This window comes from Dyadobacter sp. CY351 (assembly GCF_021502625.1).
Classification (GTDB): domain Bacteria; phylum Bacteroidota; class Bacteroidia; order Cytophagales; family Spirosomataceae; genus Dyadobacter; species Dyadobacter chenhuakuii.
In genome coordinates this window covers 116,602-132,858 of the sequence record NZ_JAKFFU010000013.1, presented here as the reverse complement: position 1 = coordinate 132,858, position 16,257 = coordinate 116,602, and the positions used below count along the sequence as shown (strand labels likewise).

General features: G+C 46.7%; 14 protein-coding genes. 7 read left to right on the top strand and 7 right to left on the bottom strand.

The genetic code is table 11. The features are described from left to right. The first annotated feature begins 79 nt into the window (after positions 1-79). Positions 80-763, top strand: a complete 684-nt coding sequence (locus L0660_RS22495) for an arylesterase (RefSeq protein WP_409013465.1) — start codon at positions 80-82, stop codon at positions 761-763. 94 nt (positions 764-857) lie between these two features. Here L0660_RS22495 and L0660_RS22490 read toward each other — a convergent pair whose 3' ends face one another. Further along, positions 858-1,022: a lmo0937 family membrane protein gene (locus tag L0660_RS22490; RefSeq protein ID WP_157486687.1), complete on the bottom strand. Its 165-nt coding sequence runs from the start codon at positions 1,020-1,022 to the stop codon at positions 858-860. A gap of 167 nt (positions 1,023-1,189) precedes the next feature. Between L0660_RS22490 and L0660_RS22485 the strand changes: the two genes are divergently transcribed. The 5 genes from L0660_RS22485 to L0660_RS22465 all read left to right on the top strand — a co-directional run bounded on the left by L0660_RS22485 (position 1,190) and on the right by L0660_RS22465 (position 7,232). Next, positions 1,190-2,023 (top strand): alpha/beta hydrolase family protein, encoded by an 834-nt coding sequence (locus L0660_RS22485; RefSeq protein WP_235161406.1) that lies wholly within the window; start codon positions 1,190-1,192, stop codon positions 2,021-2,023. 65 nt (positions 2,024-2,088) lie between these two features. After that, positions 2,089-3,333, top strand: a complete 1,245-nt coding sequence (fucP, locus tag L0660_RS22480; RefSeq protein ID WP_235161405.1) for an L-fucose:H+ symporter permease — start codon at positions 2,089-2,091, stop codon at positions 3,331-3,333. 81 nt (positions 3,334-3,414) lie between these two features. Next, positions 3,415-4,314: an ROK family protein gene (locus L0660_RS22475; protein ID WP_255699033.1), complete on the top strand. Its 900-nt coding sequence runs from the start codon at positions 3,415-3,417 to the stop codon at positions 4,312-4,314. Between the two features lie 100 nt (positions 4,315-4,414). Beyond that, a complete protein-coding gene (locus tag L0660_RS22470; protein ID WP_235161404.1) occupies positions 4,415-5,605 on the top strand; it encodes a DUF1624 domain-containing protein in 1,191 nt (396 codons plus the stop codon). Positions 5,606-5,675: 70 nt separating this feature from the next. Further along, complete coding sequence (locus L0660_RS22465) at positions 5,676-7,232, top strand: SMP-30/gluconolactonase/LRE family protein (RefSeq protein ID WP_235161403.1); 1,557 nt, start codon at positions 5,676-5,678, stop codon at positions 7,230-7,232. On the opposite strand, the gene L0660_RS22460 is transcribed toward L0660_RS22465, so the two are convergent. Both L0660_RS22460 and L0660_RS22455 read right to left on the bottom strand, forming a co-directional pair. Beyond that, complete coding sequence (locus tag L0660_RS22460) at positions 7,222-7,695, bottom strand: group II truncated hemoglobin (protein WP_235161402.1); 474 nt, start codon at positions 7,693-7,695, stop codon at positions 7,222-7,224. The genes L0660_RS22465 and L0660_RS22460 overlap by 11 nt on opposite strands. A gap of 67 nt (positions 7,696-7,762) precedes the next feature. Further along, positions 7,763-9,865 (bottom strand): family 10 glycosylhydrolase, encoded by a 2,103-nt coding sequence (locus L0660_RS22455; protein ID WP_235161401.1) that lies wholly within the window; start codon positions 9,863-9,865, stop codon positions 7,763-7,765. 149 nt (positions 9,866-10,014) lie between these two features. On the opposite strand from L0660_RS22455, the gene L0660_RS22450 reads away from it, so the two are divergent. After that, a complete protein-coding gene (locus L0660_RS22450; RefSeq protein WP_235161400.1) occupies positions 10,015-11,148 on the top strand; it encodes a BamA/TamA family outer membrane protein in 1,134 nt (377 codons plus the stop codon). A gap of 13 nt (positions 11,149-11,161) precedes the next feature. On the opposite strand, the gene L0660_RS22445 is transcribed toward L0660_RS22450, so the two are convergent. The 4 genes from L0660_RS22445 to L0660_RS22430 form a co-directional block, all read right to left on the bottom strand. Next, on the bottom strand, positions 11,162-12,298 hold the full coding sequence (locus L0660_RS22445; RefSeq protein WP_026630378.1) for an MFS transporter: 1,137 nt from the start codon (positions 12,296-12,298) through the stop codon (positions 11,162-11,164). Positions 12,299-12,471: 173 nt separating this feature from the next. Next, on the bottom strand, positions 12,472-14,187 hold the full coding sequence (locus L0660_RS22440) for a GMC oxidoreductase (RefSeq protein WP_235161399.1): 1,716 nt from the start codon (positions 14,185-14,187) through the stop codon (positions 12,472-12,474). Positions 14,188-14,227: 40 nt separating this feature from the next. Further along, complete coding sequence (locus L0660_RS22435) at positions 14,228-14,758, bottom strand: gluconate 2-dehydrogenase subunit 3 family protein (RefSeq protein ID WP_235161398.1); 531 nt, start codon at positions 14,756-14,758, stop codon at positions 14,228-14,230. 517 nt (positions 14,759-15,275) lie between these two features. Continuing rightward, complete coding sequence (locus L0660_RS22430) at positions 15,276-16,226, bottom strand: DUF1080 domain-containing protein (protein ID WP_235161397.1); 951 nt, start codon at positions 16,224-16,226, stop codon at positions 15,276-15,278. Positions 16,227-16,257 lie beyond the last annotated feature (31 nt).

Here is a 16,257-nt window from a genome sequence, read left to right as displayed (position 1 = left end):
TGTGCTAAACTGGGGCAACTTGATTTACTCCAATTTGGTTCTTTTGGATTTAGCTTGCACATAAATATACCATTATATGATGAATCGCTTTGTTTTTATAGCCAAAATGCTGCTTATAGGCGCCATTCTGACTTCTTGCAACAGTAAAAATAAAGAAACTGCCGAACAGAAGGATTCGGTAAAAACAACTTCAAAAACCCCTGCCAGTGCCAAAAAGACCATTGTGTTTTTTGGAAACAGCCTTACCGCAGGATACGGACTGGATGATCCTTCGCAAGCATTTGCCGGTTTAATCCAAAAACGCATTGATTCTCTGGGACTCAGTTATAAGGTGATCAATGCCGGCGTGAGCGGCGAAACCACCTCAGGCGGAAACAGCCGGATCGACTGGCTTCTGAAACAGCCTCTGGATATTTTTGTGCTGGAACTGGGCGGTAACGATGGGTTAAGGGGCATCCCGGTTTCGGAAACCAGGAAGAACCTGCAAGCCATTCTGGACAAAGTGCGGGCAAAATATCCCGATGCTAAACTTGTACTGGCAGGCATGCAAATCCCGCCTAATATGGGACAGAAATATGCTTCGGAATTCAAAGCCGTATATGCAGAGATTGCTGAGAAAAATAAAATTACCCTTATTCCATTCTTACTGGAAGGCGTAGGTGGCGAAAGCAAACTAAACCTGCCCGACGGCATTCACCCGACTGCGGAAGGACACAAAATCCTTGCTGAAAACGTTTGGGTGCGGATTAAGGACCTGCTTTAGTTGGCAAGCCGGGTGCATAGTAAAACAAGAAAAAGGCCCGGAAATATGTTAAAAAACATACATTCCGGGCCTTTTGTTTCATTAGGTGTTTTCCTTACACAACCCTGTCGCCACGAATCAATCGAAGAATTATTGCAACAACTGCAATCACCAAAAGAATGTGAATAATGTTACCCATTCCAAAGCTAGCAAAGCCGAAATAGCCGATTAGCCACAGAATGACCAAAATGACAGCTATTGTATAAAGAAGATTTCCCATTGTCTTAATTTTTTGAGTTAGTGTTATTTGCGATAATCAATATCTTATCAATTAGGATGCCAGCCTTTAAGATTGGAAATAAGGCGTTATTATTCCCCGAATTCTACAATATTTGATCAATTGATATCATGTATAGCTTTAAGTTGTAGAAATTTTTCTCAAACCATATGAAACGAACCACCCTTTTAGTTCTGCTGATTTGCTCAATTATCTGCCATTTTTCCCCGGCAGCCACTGTCGACACTGTTCAGGTTTATAGTAATATCATGAAAAAAAGCCTTAAAACAGTCGTTATAAGGCCATCTCAGTATGATTCGGGTAGAGCCTATCCGGTTGTTTACCTGCTCCATGGATACAGTGGCAACCACGCCGACTGGATTTCGAAGGCGAAAGGCTTTGAAACAGCGGCCGATACTTATAATATGATCATTGTATGCCCGGACGGCGGTTACAGCAGCTGGTATTGGGATAGCCCGATGGACGCGCAGTCGCAATATGAGACCTATGTTTCCAAAGAACTGGTCTCCTTTATTGATTCAAAATATAAAACCGTTAAGGACCGCGCTGGTCGGGGTATTACGGGTTTGAGCATGGGCGGGCATGGCGCGCTTTATCTTGCTTTCAGGCATCAGGATGTTTTTGGGGCAGCGGGCAGCATGAGCGGCGGCGTGGATATCAGGCCGTTCCCGAATAACTGGAACATGCCCGACCGACTGGGAAAATACGCCGACCAGCCGGAAAGATGGGAGAAGAACACGGTCATTAATATGCTGCACCTGCTGACGCCGAACTCGCTGGCTTTAATCATCGACTGCGGCGTGGACGATTTCTTTTTTAAGGTGAATGAAAAGTTGCACGAACAGCTCGTTTACAGAAATATCCCGCACGATTATCTTGTCCGGCCGGGTGCCCATAATTGGCCTTACTGGACGAATGCAGTACAATATCAGTTGCTTTTTATGAGTAACTATTTCAATAAAAAGCCAAATCCTTCCAATTAAATTTCTCTAATTTACATTTCAAAAAAATAGAATCTACCTTACATTAAATTTTACTATTCAGCTAAATGAGCAACTATTCCTCAACCGTGGAAACCACAAAAGCCCGATTCACTGAAAACAGATATTTGATAACCCTCATCTTCGTAACGTCCCTGTTCATGTTCTGGGGAATTGCCATCACGATGGGCGACGTTTTAAACAAACATTTTCAACACGTATTAAGTCTTACCAAAACCCAGTCTGCATTTGTACAGTTCGCCATTTTTGGCGCTTATGGTGTCATGGGGATCCCGGCAGGTCTTTTCATGAAGCGCTTTGGCTATAAGAACGGCGTGCTTTTCGGTTTATCGCTATTTGCACTGGGGTCGTTCTTGTTTGTTCCGGCAGCTGCGGCAGCATCATTTCCATTCTTCGGAGGAGCATTATTTATCCTGGGTTGTGGAATCTCCACTTTGGAAACTGTCGCGCACCCATTCGTAGCGTCGCTCGGTGATCAGCGCACGAGTGACATGCGGATCAACTTTGCACAGGCTTTCAATGCATTGGGCACCATCATCGGGCCGGCGGTTGGTTCCTACTTTTTGTTGAGGAACAATGTGGAAGGCAGCACGGACCTTACTTCTGTAAAAACATTGTATATCGTGATCGGAAGCGTTATCGCAACGATCGCTGTTTTGTTCTCATTTGTAAAAGTGCCTGCGCTAACGGATCCGCACGTGGTTGCTGATCCTGCTGCGGCGAATGTGGACACGCATCCTGAAAAAGGGCTTTTTGATCACAGACATTTTAAATGGGCGGTTATCGCACAGTTTTTCAATGTAGCGGCACAAGCCGGAACCTGGGCATTCTTCATCAATTACGGTCACGAGAAAATGGGTTTTACCGACGTCGTGGCTGGTAATTACATGATCCTGTTCTTTGTGTTAATGCTTACAGGTCGTTTTGTTGGAACATTCCTGATGCGCTTCGTAGCGCCGCATACGATCTTGGCGATTTTTGCAGCTTGTAACATTGTTATGTGCCTTATCATCGCGCAGAGTCTCGGCTGGCCTTCATTCATCGCCTTGTTGATGCTTAACTTCTTTTTCAGCATCATGTTCCCGACCATTTTTAGTTTGGGATTGAAAAACTTGGGCAAGCATACGCAACAGGCTTCATCCTTTATTTCGATGGGTGTTGTCGGTGGTGCGTTCTTCCCGTTCGCTATGGGCGCTGTGGCCGAGTCGGATGTGGCACATGCTTATTATTTGCCGATCATTTGCTATGCAGTGATTTTCATGTTTGGATACAAATATTATAAAGTGCTTTAAGGCGGTTTGCTCCAAAAACTTTAATCAATAATCAATAACAAAATCGATTGCTGAAAGCCTGCGGCCGACAGCCCTAATATTATGAAACTCTGGGGAATTGACTTAGGAGGAACAAAAATAGAATGCGCGGTGCTGGATCCCGAGCGCAATTTGGAAGTAGTTGTACGCATGCGCCTTCCGACCGAATCTGCGAACGGTTACGAGCATATTTTATCACAGATCAAAAAACTGATCGATCAGGTTGCAGAGCAGGTGGGTGAGAAGCCAACCAAGATCGGGTTTGCTACGCCGGGTGTTTTGGAGCCGGATTCGCAGTTGATGAAAAATTCTAACACGATCTGTCTCAATGGCATGCCATTAAAAGCGGATCTTGAAAAAATATTAGGCATTCCCGTTCAGCTTGCGAATGATGCCAACTGTTTTGCATTGGCCGAAGCATTGATCGGTGCCGGAAAGGATTATCCCAGAGCGGAAGTTGTTTTTGGTGTGATCATGGGTACGGGCGTTGGCGGCGGATTGGTGGTGAACAACAAGATCATTGCCGGACATCATGGAATTGGCGGCGAATGGGGACATAACATTCTGGAAGAGAATGGTGAACCTTGTTATTGCGGAAAAGCAGGCTGCGTAGAGCAGGTCATTTCCGGCCCGGCGCTGGAACGTTTTTACGAAAAAGTAAGTGGTGAAAAGCTGACGATGAAAGTAATCCTTGACCGTTATCACCAGGGCAATGACGAGTTTGCGAAAGCCACCATTGAACGCTTGCTGGAATTCTACGGCCGTGCTATTTCGACATTGATCAATGTCCTGGATCCGGGACTGATCGTGATTGGCGGCGGCGTTGGCAATGTTGAATTGCTTTACACAGCGGGTTTTGAAAAGATCAAAAAATACATTTTCAACAAGGGCGTTGTGACCACTCCGATCCTGAAACCGAAGCTGGGCGACAGCGCCGGGGTTTTCGGTGCAGCACTTTTGTAAAATATGCTTAGCAAGGTGATTCCGGCATGTTATAACCAGTAAACCAGCATGTTCCGGAGCTTCTTAGTGAATTAAATCACTCTATCGGAAACAAGGTTCTATGTCAACGAACGGAATCTCCTTGCGCATAAAGTCCATTGATACAGTCCGTGGGCTCATTATGGTGATCATGGCGCTCGACCATGTCAGGGACTATTTTCACATTACGGCATTCTCCGCCGATCCGCTCGATCCGGCCACAACCAATCCCTCCCTTTTTTTTACAAGATGGATCACGCATTTTTGCGCACCGTCGTTTATGCTGCTTTCCGGGATTTCGGCCTATCTGTCCGGCCAGAACAAAACCACCGCTGACACATCTTCCTTCCTCCTGAAACGCGGTCTGTGGCTGATTCTGGTTGAAATAACCTTTATGACATTTGCCTTTTCGTTTGACGTAACATTTAAAACCATATTTCTCGCCGTGCTCTGGGCGCTGGGAACGAGTATGTTGGTTTTGGGATTGTTCGTACGTTTCCTTTCTCCAAAGGCGATTCTGATCTCCGGTTTGGTGTTGATCTTCGGACATAACCTTTTTGATCTGGTAAAAGCTGCCCCCGGCTCGGGGCTCGACATTTTCCTGGGTATTTTCATGACTGGCGCCGGGCGTTTCGTGCCGAGGGGCGATGGCGGGAACATTGCTTTCTTATATGTGATATTGCCCTGGGCGGGGATTATGATGTCGGGATATGGGTTGGGGACGATCTATAACCGTGCTTTTCCCGGACAAAAACGCAGAAAAATATTGCTGCAATCGGGCGTTGCCGCCATTGTGCTGTTCCTGGTTTTGCGCTTCGTGAATTATTACGGAGATCAATCGCTATGGAGCCCTCAATCGGAAGGGATGAGGACGTTTTTATCATTTATGAATGCGTCCAAATATCCGCCCTCACTCATTTTTACCCTCATGACACTGGGCCCGATCCTTATTTTGCTTGCCTTCACGGAACATGCCGACAATGCGCTGACGCGGTTTTTTACCGTTTACGGTAAAGTCCCGTTCTTCTACTTTATGCTGCATTTCTATCTGATTCACTTGCTGACCATGATCGCCGTTTTGTCCTCGGGCTACACCTGGGCGCAGGCGACTGCACCGGATCTTTTCTTCAAATTCCGCCCGAACGATTTCGGTTACAGCCTTGGAATGGTGTATGTGATATGGATTTCCATTGTCCTCGCGCTCTATTATCCATGCCGGTGGTTTGGGAATTACCGTGAGCGGAACAAGAAATGGTGGCTGAGCTATTTATAGCATTGTTATTTCCCACTCGCTTTCATTCATCCGGCAGAGGATTTATTCTTATCAAAAACCCAACTCTGAAATGCACATTGTACGCACGTTTGCTTTTATTTTTTGTATCTCAATAAACACACTTTTCGCGCAGGCGCCCACTGAGAATTATCCGGTCGATTCTGCTTCGGAAGAGCAGGTTGGTGTGCCGAAAGGGGAGGTTCTGAAATTCACCTTCGAACATTCAAAAATTTTTCCGGGAACATGGCGGGAATATTGGGTTTATGTGCCTGCACAATATAAGCCTGACACGCCTGCTTGTGTTTACATTAACCAGGACGGCATACAGTGGAAAGCGCCGGTTGTGTTTGATAATCTGATCCATAAGGGCGAAATGCCTGTCACAATCGGCGTTTTCGTAATGCACGGAAAAGTGAGAGCTGCTAATGCAAGTGAGGCTAATGATCGTTTTAACCGCAATTTTGAATATGATGGGTTAGGGGATGCTTATGCACGATTTATCCTTGAAGAAATTCTCCCGGAAGTAGAAAAGCAGAAAACCAGCGACGGACGCGTAATCCGTTTGTCTAAAAATGGCAATGATAGGGCGATAGGCGGATCGAGCAGCGGGGCCGTTTGTGCATTCACAGCAGCCTGGGAGCGTCCGGATGCATTTACCCGCGTTTACAGCGCCATAGGCACGTATGTGGGCTTGCGTGGTGCCGACCGTTACCATACATTGGTCAGGAAATACGAACCCAAGCCCATCCGGATTTTCCTTCAAGACGGTGCCAATGACCTCAACATTTACGCCGGCGACTGGTGGATGGCTAACCAAACCATGCTGCGCGCTTTGACATTCGCAGGTTACGAAGTGCAACACCAGTGGGGCGAAGGCGGCCACAATGGCAAGCACGGAACCGCGTTGTTCCCCGAAGCCATGCGGTTTTTGTGGAAGGATTGGCCTAAACCCGTGAAAGCAGGGAATTCACAGAATCAAATGCTAGGTGCCATACTCATTCCCGGGCAGGATTGGGAGCTTACTTCGGAAGAGAAGAAGGAGCCAAATAAGAAGCAGAAAATTACCAAAAACCTTTCGAAATCCGATTCAATAGTTGCGCATAATGGCAATGCATACGTTACAATTTCAGATGGCCCGGAAAAATCCGGCAGCATTTTTTTAATCACACGCAATGGAAAAAAAGTGCTTGTTGACAAAGGCCTGTTATCTGTCGGCGGCATAGCATTATCACCGGATCAAACATTGCTATATGCCACGGAATCAGCTTCGCATTGGGTTTGGGCTTACCAGATCCAGCCGGACGGAAAATTAACCCACAAGCAAAAATACGGCTGGCTCCATGTCCGTGACGATGACGATAATGCCGGCGCACGCGGCGTTACGTGCGATAGGGAGGGGCGCATATATGTGGCAACGCATATGGGGATTCAGGTTTTAGATCAAACCGGCCGTGTAAATGCCATATTACCAACGCCCGCCGGCGCAGCTTCCAGGATTACATTCGGCGGCGAAAATTTTGACACAATTTATGCGACTGCTGGTGAAAAGGTCTATCGCCGCAAACTGAATGTGAAAGGAGCGAACAGCCGCGATACACCCAACAAACCTGATGCGCCTAAGTTATAAACGGCCCGCCCGGAACGCCCCAGCCCCATTTCGGCATCGGTTCTTCGGGGTTCATGGTCAGGTCATCGACATTGGAATTGAGGGCTGCGATGCGTGTGCCCCATTCAATGTAGGCGACAAATGCGGACCGGAACTCGGGGTCGTCGGGGAGGTTGATTTCGTCGGACGTTTCCAGCAGCAGTGCCACCCAGCGTTTCCGGTGCGCTTCGGTCAGGTGTTTGGATAAATGCTTCTGGATCATCTTGAAATGGCTTCCTTCCTCCGTGCTATACATTTCAGGACCACCAAAAACCTCCGCAATAAAGTGCGCCACATGCAGCTGATGCTCCGTAGACATATGCTTGAATACCGGCTCCAAAAGCGGATCAGCTAGAACCTTCCTGTAAAAAAGCTCCGTCAATCTTTCAAACACCGGCATCCCGCCAGCCCATTCGTATAAAGTAGGGATTGGTTTTTGTTCCATATTGAAATATAGCTTGACTTTCAAATCCTTTTTATTCATCAAAAAAGTCGACGCTCAAATGTAGCATTTAATACTCCATCACAATCCCATCAAAACCATCCAGCCTGCTGATCTTCAAGTTAATCGCCGCATTGGCGTAAGTAAACTTAATAGGCTGACCGGTGCTCAGGGAGAAGATTTTGATTGGTTTTTTTTGTGATTTGATTTTGAAATCCAGGTTGTAGACGGGCAACGGTGCGAAATAGGTGTTGCCGCTGAAACCTGTCAGATTGATCAAATGCATGATTAAACCGTCACTTTTTGTCTGCTCTCTATTACTGACGTTGTTCTTCGTAAATTCCTTTAAAATAACTTCAATTCTTTCCGGAGCATTGGTTTGAATGTCTTCTTTTGCATTTGGTAAAACGTAACTAATAGCGTCCAGCAGCAGATTTTTGTGCTCCTGGTAGCCGTGCATATAATAGATCCTGCCCAGGCTGACAGGGAAAATGAGTGCTTTGCTTTTTTCATGATTTTTGATCCCCAATGCATAATAGCCCGTCGGTTCGTGGCCGCCGATGATTTCGGGTGGGCCGGGGCGGCCTTTGGATAAGATGGGAAGGAGTTTTTGGTCTGTGCCCGAGAGGTCGTAAAGTCCAAGATTGAATTTCCAGAACAGCATTTTCTGACCGGGGAAACTTTTAAAAATGTTGCGGTTGTCGGGAACGAGGTAATTTCCGGCGCCGTCATTATCTTTTTTCTCAATTTTAGCTCCAAACAGCTCATGCAACGTTGCCGGACTGTCAAACATGGTGCGGTTTGTGGCGATCAGGTGAGTGCCTGCTTTGCTCGCATCTTTCAGGACCTGAATGGCTTCGGGTTTTAAATAGGTGATTTCGGGGAGAATGACAAGCTTGTAACCCTTCACTTTCTCAGCCAGGTTTCCTATCTGACCATCCTCAATAATGTCAAACGGAATGTGCGCCTCGCGTAGCATGAGCTGGACGCCGCGATATTCCTGCATCGGCTCGCCGTTCGGCCAGGCGCCGGGCGCAATGATGGCGATCTTAGCCAGGGATTTATATTTGCCAAAATACTGCTCATGCTGCTTATGAAAGTCATAAACCTTCTTGATCACCCCATAATTGCGCTCGTCTTCATAGCCCCGCATATCACCCATCATGCTGAGGTCCAGGCCCGAACCATTGGCAATGTTCTCGTAAAGCCGGATCTGAACTTCCTGTGGTTCCACAGCATTATAGCGCGCTTGAAAAGAGATTTGCTGAATACTGGCGTTGCTGATAATGTGGTCCGGAAAGGAATTAACGGCATTGCTGACATTGTCGGAAGCCGTGTAAGGCCAGTAGGGCAGGGTTGTCATGCTCTGCGATTCGTGCCGGATAATGTCAACGAACTTATCCGAGTAAGTGCAAATGGCGATCTGCTCATTTTTGGATTTTACCAGTTTATGAAGCCTTTCCGACCAATCTTCCACTGTGTGTTTTTTAAACGCAAGATATTTCTGATAAAGTGAATCGGCTTTATTTTCTTCGGCAGGAAGCACTTTTCCGTTCGAGTAGGCGGCAAATGCTTTTTTATCAAATTCATTCTGATCGATGCCGTGGTATTTTCCTTCGTATGGATTGTTAACCTGGTAACCCGGCATATTCAGAAAAATACCGTCGATCGCGAACATGTCGATCACTTCCTCAATGATCTTAAAGGCCTTTTCCTGCACGTAGGGCGCATTAATGGAAACCACATACATGTCGGTGTTGATGATCCGCTCACCTTTTGGAGAAATGTAGCACCATTCGGGATGCGCTTTGTAAATGCTTTCGTGGACACGGCTGAAATCAAAGCGGACGATAACCTTAATGTTGTTTTGATGACATTTTTTGATAACATCCCCCAGCACATTTTCCTTCATAAAAGGATTGGTATAATGGAAATCGAGCTTTGTGGGATAAAAAGCCATGATGCCGCCTGCATTGATCAGCAATGTGTTAGCAGAATAGGTTATCAAATCTGCAACGATAGAATCAGCGTTTATCGTGGCGGCTTCGTAGGAAGGCAGGTTCATCTGGATCACCCTCAGATTGTTCCTTTTCCACCAAAGATCTTTTGTATTTTGTGCGTAAAGCGTATTGGTCAAAAACAGAAATAAGATAAGCGCCGTTAATTTTTTCATCAGGAGTTTATGTCGTTTACAGGGAAAGCAATGATGTAATTGTGATCTACTAACGGTTTTCGATCGTTTTGGAAAATGGGTTCCCGGCATTTGGCGCAATTTTTATATCTCTTGTTATATAAAATCTTTCTCATCAAAAGTTACCGGAATTGGATAAGGTTAAAGTCGCGGCGCTGCTCATTATTCTTTATGTGGCGGCGGGCCATCGTGCTGAGGCACAGGAGGGCTGGTTTAAAAGATTTGTACAAAAAACCGTTTCTGATACAACCGCTCCCGGCGAATCCAGCTTTCGGATCTATCCTACATTGGGCTACTCGCCCGAAACCAGTTTTGAATTCGGATTGTCCTCCTTGCTGATCTTTCAGGCTAACAAAGACACACTCAACCGGTTAAGCGAAGTGCAGGCTTTCACTTTTGTCACGTTGGAAGCACAATACGGCATCTGGCTTGATAATGCCATTTATGGAGACAAAGACAACTGGTTTTTCCTCGGTAGAACGCGTTTCCAGCGTTTTCCGCTGCTTTATTACGGCATAGGACCTGAAACAGTGGGTAAGGACCCGGCGCTGATCGACGCGAATTACATTCTTTTTAAACAAAGGGTTTTAAGAAAAATAAAGCCCAACTTCTTCGCCGGGCCTGAAATTGATTACCAGCAACTATACAACACAGATTTTGAACAACCTGATAATCACACCTATGACAAGCCGCTGGGCAGTGACGGGACGCGAAATATAGGGCTGGGCGGCGCCTTGGTTTACGACAACCGGCATAATGTGCTCAATGTCCGTAAAGGATTTTTCGGGGAAATATCATTTTTGAAATACAGCCCCGCACTGGGAAGTAACTTTAATTTTCAGGGCGTTAATCTGGATGTGCGTTCATCACACCCCGTGAGCGCGCGCAATGTGCTGGCTTGGCAGGTTTTGGGCAATTTTTATTCGGGTAATGTTCCGTTCAACCAGCTTGCGTTAATGGGCGGCGAAATGATCATGCGGGGTTACTACTATGGCCGTTACCGGGATAAAAATATGATTGCAGGCCAGGTGGAGCATCGTTGGCTGCCATTTGGGTTCAGCAAGCGTTTCGGTGCAGTGGCTTTTGCCGGCACTGCCGTTGTAGCACCGAAGCTCAATGCATTCACATTCAAACACGTGAGGGCCTCTGGTGGTGTAGGCTTGCGTTATTTGCTTTTTCCCAAAAAGGACATTTTCCTCAGGCTGGACGTTGGTTTTACCAAAGACGGGCCAGGATTTTATTTGTTTACAGGAGAAGCCTTTTAATGTTATTTCAAAATCAATCCCTGTGCTTGTAAGTGAAAGCCACGATGAACAAAAGCACGCCCACAAAGCCCAATGCGATGGATAGGGAGGTGAATTCGGCTATAAAACCGATCAATGCGGGACCAGCCAGTTGTCCTGCGTAGCCTAATGTTGTCACAGCAGGAAGCGAAACGGACGGCGGTACATTGGGAAAACGACCAGCGGCTGTAAAGAAGATTGGAACAACGTTAGCGGCACCCAGACCAACCAAAACAAAGCCGGCCAATGCAGCTGGCGCCCAGGGCACTGCTACTGCAAGCAGGAAGCCGGCTCCCGCCAGAAATGTTCCGTAGAACACAACCTTGGAAGGTCCGAGCTTGTGGATCAGGTTATCGCCGGTTAAGCGCATAATGGCCATGGCAACAGAAAATACAGCATAACCAACGCCGGAGAGGGAAGGGTCAAAGTCCCGGGAAAACTGTAAAAATACCGCGCTCCAGTCCAGCAACGAACCTTCCGCCAGGAATAGGATAAAGCACATAAGTCCCAGCACAAGCACAGGGCCTTTTGGAAGAATAAAACTCGCTTTGTCGATTTTTGCTTCTTCGGAATGGGGGAGTAGATATTTGAACTGTGTGGCTGCGATAATAACCAGTAATGCGGATATGCTCACCGCCGCAACCGTGGGAGAAAGTCCGGCCTTGATAAGGAAACCGAGCCCGATGGAACCCAGCAAGCCACCTACGCTGAACATTCCGTGAAAAGATGACATAATGTGGCTTCCGTGTTTTTCCTGGACCAAAACGGCCTGCGCGTTCATAGCCACATCAACCGAGCCGATACCCGCTCCAAATACGAATAATGCTGCCGCAAGTTCGTAAGGTGTGCTGGCCAGTAAGAGCAAGGGCAAGAATATAGCGATAATAAGCGCAGAGAGAAGGGAAATCCGGCGGCTACCGTATTTATTGATTAAGATTCCGGTTATAGGCATTGTCAGAATCGCGCCTGCTCCCAATGCTAACAGTACGACGCCCAAATCAGCCTCACTGAGCCCTAATGCAAGTTTAGCGAAAGGCACCATCGGGGCCCAGCTGGATAACCCGATGCCGCAGACCAGGAAAATGAGTAATACCGCTTTTCTTGCAGCGCTTATTTTTGCTTTTTCTTGCATAAAAGGACTAATACAAAGGATTATGATGCAATAATATGCAACATTAATGAGATAACTAAATTAAATGTTGCAAAAAACTGCAAAATGTTTGCGTTATAGCATTTGGGTTAAAAAAAAACTATCCGGCTTTGATGAGCCCGGATAGTTTTTGATATGCTAATGTAAGTGACTTGTCAGATATTCTTCTTCTTCGATTCTTTCACAGCGAAATCAACCGCGCGGGCTGTTAATGCCATGTAAGTCAGCGATGGGTTAACACAGGAAGCCGAAGTCATGGCTGCGCCGTCGGTAACAAACACGTTTTTAACGGAATGCAATTGGTTGTTTCCATTCAAAACCGAAGTTTTAGGGTCACGGCCCATTCTGGCTGTTCCCATTTCGTGAATGGCCATGCCCAGATACGAACCGTTATCATGCGTCTTCACATTTTTCAGACCTGATTTTTCGAGCATTTCGGCTGCGTCATTCATCATGTCCACGCGCATTTTCTTCTCATTTTCGCGCAGTTCTGCATCGAATACAACCGCAGGCATGCCGAATTTATCCTTATTGTCTTTGTTCAGATACATGTAGTTTTCGTGGTAAGGCAATGTTTCGCCAAAACCGCCGAAGCCCATTGTCCAGTTGCCCGGAGTTGTCAGTTCTTCTTTGAAGTCAGCACCGAAAGCAAGTTCGGCTACATTGCGCTGCCATCCCTGACGGCCACCGCCACCCTGGTAACCAAACCCGCGCAGATAATCCCTTTTATCCGAACCAATGTTGCGGTAACGGGGAACGTAGATGCCATTGGCACGGCGTCCGAAATAATATTTATCCAAATCACCTTCCCAAACGCCACTTGCGCCTGTTCTGAAATGGTGATCCATCAAGTTATGTCCCAGCTCGCCCGAATCATTGCCCATTCCGTTCGGGAAACGGTCTGAGGTTGAGTTGAGCAACACAGCTGTTGAACCCAGCGCGCTGGCGCAAACGAAGATCAGTCCTGCGAAATACTCCTTTTCCTGCAATGTTACCGAATCCACCACTTTTACACCTGTGGCTTTACTCGATTTTGCGTCATAAGTAATTTCCCGCACCACCGAATCCGGGCGCAAGGTTAGCAAGCCGGTTTTTACTGCTGGCGGAAGCGTGCTGGACTGCGTACTAAAATAAGCGCCGTAAGGACAGCCCAGTGAGCATTTGTTACGATACTGGCATGGAGAACGGCCTCCTTCAAGCTGGATTTTGGTAGGCTGTGAAAGGTTCGCAACGCGGCCAATGGTCATTGTGCGGCCGGGAAATTGCTTTTCAAGTCTTTTTCTGACTTCTTTTTCAACGAAATACATGTCCATAGGCGGAATGAAATCGCTGTCCGGCAACTGAGGAAGCCCCAGTTTTTCGCCTGAAATCCCAACATGTTTTTCAACATAAGAGTACCAGGGCGCTATATCTTTATAACGGATCGGCCAGTCGACTGCGATGCCGTCCTTTAAATTTGCTTCAAAATCAATGTCGCTTAACCTGTACGACTGCCTTCCCCACATGATCGATTTCCCGCCAACAATGTTGGGACGGAACCAGTCGAACCTTTTCTTTTCCTCATAAGGCGAGTCCATATCATTCATCCAGTATTTTTCCGTCATTTCATTATACGGATAATCGCGGGAGAGGAATGGGTGCGTTTCTTTTTGCTTTACCGTCAACCGGCCGTTGTATTGCGTTTCCCAGGGCGCTTTCAGGGCGTTATCGTAGCCGGTAACGTGTTCCAGGTTTTTGCCTTTTTCGAGCATCAGCACTTTCAGCCCTTTTTCGGTCAGCTCTTTTGCTGCCCAGCCACCGGATACGCCGGAACCGATCACGATTGCGTCGTAGGTAATTTCTTTTACTGCGTCAATATTTAAATTCGCCATTATAAGGGATATTATTAATGATTTGGTCAGGGATAGTCATTTATAGCGCCCAGCTTTTCTGGCCTTTTGGCATCGGCCAGCTGCCGTCAAAGCGTCCCGGGATCGGCAAATAATCCAGTGCCTGCGTTGCGCCGATTTCCGAAGTGAAATAACCGGTTACGGTCAAACCTTTCATTTGCAGGAAAAATGGCTTATCCGAAACCGTCGTGCGTTTGATAATGTCATTTTTCTGCGTTGCATCCAGGGCCGTAAACCCTTTGCTGTACACTTCTTTGCTTTGCGCATCTATTTTATCCAGTCCGGAATAGAATTTCTTTTGATCCGCCATTTCGTAGCAGTCGCGCATGATCCTGGTGATAAACTTGTCTGCGCCCGCCGCCTTGGCCCCCGGCGTTCCGGTAGTTGGGATAATTGTATCTGCAACATCGGCCAAAAGTGCTTCCTGTTCGGCAGATATATCCAGTGAAGGGCCAAAGTTCAGTTTTTCACCCATGATACCTGCCATTAAAGGGGCGGAGAGTGTGCCTCCAAGCAGGAAGGTTATTTTTTGAACAGCTTCTCTACGGTTCATTAGTCAAGGATTTAAGTCGGGAATGGAATTAATTAAAATTAACCTTTAAATATAACAACCTGTCCAGAATTTTTGCCATTTAAGGCCAAAATTTTCCGTAAATTAACTCAGGTCCACCGATTAATCATCGCATTTGTCTTGGTCGCCTCCAACCTGCCATATTTGATCAATATTCTGAACCAAAGCTTAGGCATTCGTCAGATTCTTCGATCTGGCGGATAAGTTTAAAGGTTAAGTAATAGAGGAACGTTGAGTAAATAATGCGGATAACTTTCCTGATTTTCAGGAAAGTTATTTTTTTCTAAAGTAGACGGTAAGCCTGAACGGCATATTCAATGTATCAAACCATGTTTTCAAACCTAGCTAATAATCGACTTGCCAGATGCCTTAAAATGCATCTGTTTTTTAAGAGGTGACCCAAGGGTCATGACAGTGTGTGTATAGTGAAAGTGGCAGGGAATTTCCCTGCCACTTTTTTTTGTTTGATCCAATAAAAATCCGCTTTGAATGATTGAAATTATTTGGCGGGAGTAATCACAATATTTCTGTATTCCACCGGGCCATGATCGCCCTGGATGTAAAGCGGGCCTGGCTCGCCTTCGTTGCTGTCCAGCGCCCCACCTGTGATGCCGGGAATTTCCTGATTGGTGATCACCGTTTTGCCGTTGGTAACCAGTGTCAGCATGCGGCCAACCAGTGTAATGTCAAAAGACTGCCATTCGCCCGGATCTTTGGCCATCATTTCGCTTGGAACCAGAAAGCCGTAAACTGCACCCAGCTGGTCCAGAGATGGCTCCATGCCTTTGCTGTCGGTAACCTGCACCTCATAACGGCCTCTCAGATACACGCCGCTGTTGCTTTCTTTTGGAATGCGGAATTCCACATGCAGTTTAAAATCATTGAATTTCTGATCTGTAATAAGGTTAGCGCCGGATTTCGGGCTGCGTAAAATGCCGTTTTCAGCGATCCACTGGTTCTCACCGGCTGCATGCCATCCTTTGATCTCATTTCCGCCGGTCAGCTTGATCGGCGTGCCCCACACGGGTGCTGTTGTCCTGCGTAAAGAGGGTGCGCGAACGCCTGTGTAATTGTATTTTTTGCCATCGGGTGTGCTTACACTTCCTGCGATCTTTTCTCCTGTCAGCGTTCCTTCGAGCTTCAAATTGCCATCGCCTTTTTCCCATTGTGGTGGGATTTCAAAGCTAAACTGGCCATCCTTAAAGATGACTTCTGAAATAGGGCGGGCACTTCCCGAGACACTTGTAAACTGGCCAATCAATGTATGGTTGCCTGAATGGCGCACTTCCAGCCATGATGGGGCCTTTTTGCCATCCATATCTACGGTAATGTCCCAGCGGCCTTCGATAGGCGCAGGGGCAGGGGCTGAGGGGTTCGGATTTGCTTGGTTTGCGAAAGCGCCTGGCAATAATGCGAATGCAAAAAGACAGGTTTGTATTAATTTTTTCATGTTTTTGATAAAAAGTTAAGGGTGACAATTT